Origin of the sequence: Frankia sp. R82 (genome assembly GCF_023716925.1) — a bacterium.
GTDB lineage: Bacteria > Actinomycetota > Actinomycetes > Frankiales > Frankiaceae > Frankia.
In genome coordinates this window covers 1-3,449 of record NZ_JAMQQG010000112.1, presented here as the reverse complement: position 1 = coordinate 3,449, position 3,449 = coordinate 1, and the positions used below count along the sequence as shown (strand labels likewise).

The 3,449-nt window shown below is 76.9% G+C and carries 1 protein-coding gene and 1 pseudogene; both read left to right on the top strand.

Features of this window, described 5'->3' with window-relative positions; translation table 11 throughout:
• The coding region (locus ND747_RS15915) for a polyketide synthase dehydratase domain-containing protein (RefSeq protein ID WP_251734401.1) at positions 1-2,603 on the top strand (2,603 nt) is incomplete at its 5' end.
• Positions 2,604-3,056: 453 nt separating this feature from the next.
• Positions 3,057-3,449: pseudogene (locus ND747_RS15910) on the top strand (hypothetical protein); the annotation flags it as partial.

Genomic DNA, 3,449 nt, shown 5'->3' with positions numbered 1-3,449 from the left:
ACCCCTTCCAGCACGAACGCTTCTGGCTGGCCAACCCGCCGCGCAGCCTCGGCGACCTGTCCCGGGCGGGGCTGCGCGCGGCCGGGCATCCGCTGCTCGCGGCGACCGTGCGCCTCGCCGCCGACGACACCGTCGTGCTCACCGGCCGGCTGTCCCTGGCCACCCACCCCTGGCTGGCCGACCACACGGTGCAGGACGCCGTGGTGCTGCCCGGCACCGCCCACGTCGACCTCGCCCTGCGCGCCGGGGACGAACTCGGCGCCGAGCTGCTCGACGAGCTCGTCGTCGAGGCGCCGCTGGTCCTGCCGGCCCGCGGGGCGGTGGCGATCCAGGTGAGCGTCACCGCCCCCGACGAGGCCGGCCGCCGCACGGTCAGCGTGCACTCCCGACCGGACGCCGACCCCACCGACCCCACCGACCCCACTTCCACCGACGCCGTCCCGACGGACGCGGTGGACGCGGTGGACGGCGCCGACCCGACCGCGACCTGGACCCGGCACGCCGTCGGCACCCTGCGCGTCGCGACCACCACCGCACCGGTCTCCCGCACCGCCGCCCTGGCCGACCCGGCCGCCTGGCCGCCACCCGGGGCGACCGCGGTGGACGTCACCGACGGCTACGACCTGCTGACCGGCTCCGGGCTGGCGTACGGGCCGACCTTCCAGGGTCTGCGCGCCGCCTGGCGCGACGGCGACCACCTCTACGCCGAGGTCGTCCTGCCCGAGTCCACCGAGGCCGAGACCGACGGGCGAGCACCGGGCCAGGCCGACGGCTTCGGCATCCACCCGGCGCTGCTCGACGCGGCCTTCCACGCCGCCGCGCTGCACCGGCTGCCGGACGTTCCCGACGGCCACAGCCGCCTGCCGTTCGCCTGGGACGGCATCCGCCTGCACGCCACCGGTGCGACCGCGCTGCGCGTCCACGTCACCCTGCGTGGCCCGGACGAGGTGGCCCTGCAGGCCACCGATCCCACCGGCACCCCCGTGATCACGATCGGCTCCCTGGTGTCCCGGCTGGTCTCGGCCGCGCAGGTCGCGTCCGCTCGCCCGGACGCCGCCGACGGCGCGGCATCCGACGACCTGTTCGCCCCCGCCTGGCAGCCTCTGACGTCGGTGCCCCCCGGCGAACCGGCCGCCTCGGCCCACCCCTGGGCGGTGCTGGGCGAGCACGGCAGCGAGCTGGTCACGGCCCTCACCGCGACCGGCCTCGACGTACGACCGGCACCCGACCTTTCGGCGCTGGCACATCCGGCCCCAGCCACAGCCACAGACCCGGGCACAACCACGGACGCGCGAACCGCGGCGCGGTCGGCACCGGACGTCGTGGTGCTGAACGTGCCGGCGGACGGCGCGGTGAACCGGGCCGAGGTGCTGCCGGAGCTGGCCCGGGTCACCGCGACCGACACCCTGGCCGTGCTGCAGGACTGGTTGGACGAGGCCCATCCGCCGACCGCGACGCTGATCGTGCTCACCTCGTCGGCGGTCAGCGTCGACGGCGAGGCAGTGGACCTCGCCACCGCCGGGATCGGCGGGCTGGTGCGCACGGCCGCCACCGAGAATCCCGGCCGGTTCCTGCACGTCGACACCGACGCCGATCCGGCGAGCCTCGCGGCGCGGCCCGGCGCCGTCGCCGCCCGCGGTCACCAGCGCGGACAGACCCGCAGCCGACGCGTCCTGGCCGGACACCACCCGCGCCCCGGTGCCCCCGTGGGCCTGCGGGGCGAGCCGCAACCATCCCCCGCCATGACGGACGGCAACCATGGTGCCACCCGATGCCGTCGGCGCCACCCGGACCTGCCCGTCCGCGCCCGTCGTCCCGCCCAGGGACACATCGACCCGGGCGGAGCCGGGCAGTACCGGCTCGCGGGCGCCCGGCTGGATGACGGTCGGGTCGGGGCAGGCGAGCTGGGCCGCCGCGATCGGCACCGGCGACGGCACCCCCGGGTCGGCGCCCTCGTCCACGAGGAAGGCGCCGCCCAGTCCCACGACGGCCAGCGGAACGACCGTGCGGACGGCGAAGCGTCGCACCGGCGTCCGGCGGCCAGGCAACCGCCCGGTGGACAGACGAACGTTCACCGTGATCGTCCCACCAGGCGGGACCGGACGCCGACGGCCGCGACGGCGAGCAGCACCAGGGCCAGCGATCCGGCCTGCACCAGCGCCCGCAGATGGGCGGCGCTGTCGTCGCGGACGAACCGCACCCTGGTGCCGGCCGGCAGGTCTGCGGGCAGGTGGAATCCGGCGGCCCAGCCCCACGCGGCGAACGAGGACAACGGTCGACCATCGGCAAAAGCCCGCCAGCCGGCTTCCGCCGGTACGGCCAGCACGAGGTCGCGATCGCGCCCGACCACACCTTCCCCGTCCGCCTCCGACGCCGGATCAGACTCCGCTGCCGAGCCTCGCGCGGACGCCGGGTGCGGTGGGGAGGCCGGCGGCTGGTCCGGCAGTGTGCCGTCCGCGGGCAGCAGTCGGGCCGACGCCGGCGCGGCGACGAGCGTCTCGACGTGGGGTGACTGCCCGGCCGATCCGATGGCCGCACCACCAGCGCCCGCGCCATCGGCACCAGGGCCGCCGTTCTCCAGCTCGCCGGCATCGAGGACGTAGGCGGCCGGCACCGACGACGGGGTGCCTGCACGGGCCGTGGACGGTGGCCTCGTCTGATCGCCACCAGGCCGCTCGGCCGGCGGGAGGTCCACGGGGGCGCCGGACGCGACGGCGGGGCGCCACAGCAGCAGGCCGGGGCGGGACCGGTCGCGGATCAGGGCGGGGCTGGCATCAAGGCGGTCGACGAGCGTTGCGGACGCGTCCATGGTGGGCACGCCGACGGCGGCGACACCGAGCAGCGGCAGCCAGCCACCCGCCCGGGCGGAGCCGCTGGTCAGACCGGTGACCACGGTCGCGAGGAAGTCCGCGGCCCGGCGCGGCGGCGCTACCAGTCCGCCCGGGTAGCGCTCACCGGCGGCGCTGGCCAGCGCGTACCGGACGAGACCCGCGCGCTCGGAGCGATCCAGCAGCAGCAGGCGGGATCCGAACGGTTCGGTGCGGATCTGGGCGAGGATGGCACGGGCCACCGCAGCGGCGTCCTCGCCGGCCCGGTCGGTGGTACCCGACCAGGCCGCCAGTGCCCCTGACGCGCTGCTGCCCGACAGGGCGTCCGACGGCAGGCCACCGTCGACGTCGTCGGTGTCGACCGCGATGTCCGAGTCGCCGGCGACGGCGCTGGCGGAGCTGCCGGCGACCGTGCTGGCGGAGGCGCGCAGCCAGGAGGCCGGACTGCCGCGCCAGGTCGAGCCGGTGGCCAGTCGGTCCGCTGCGAGCGCGACCGGACTGACCAGAATCAGGGTGGTCATCGGCACCGCGGTCAGCCGGGCAAGCCGGCCACGGCTCACTGCGCCCTGCTCCGCACCGACGCCGGCGGCCGCGCCCGTACGGCCCTGCGGTGCGCCACGC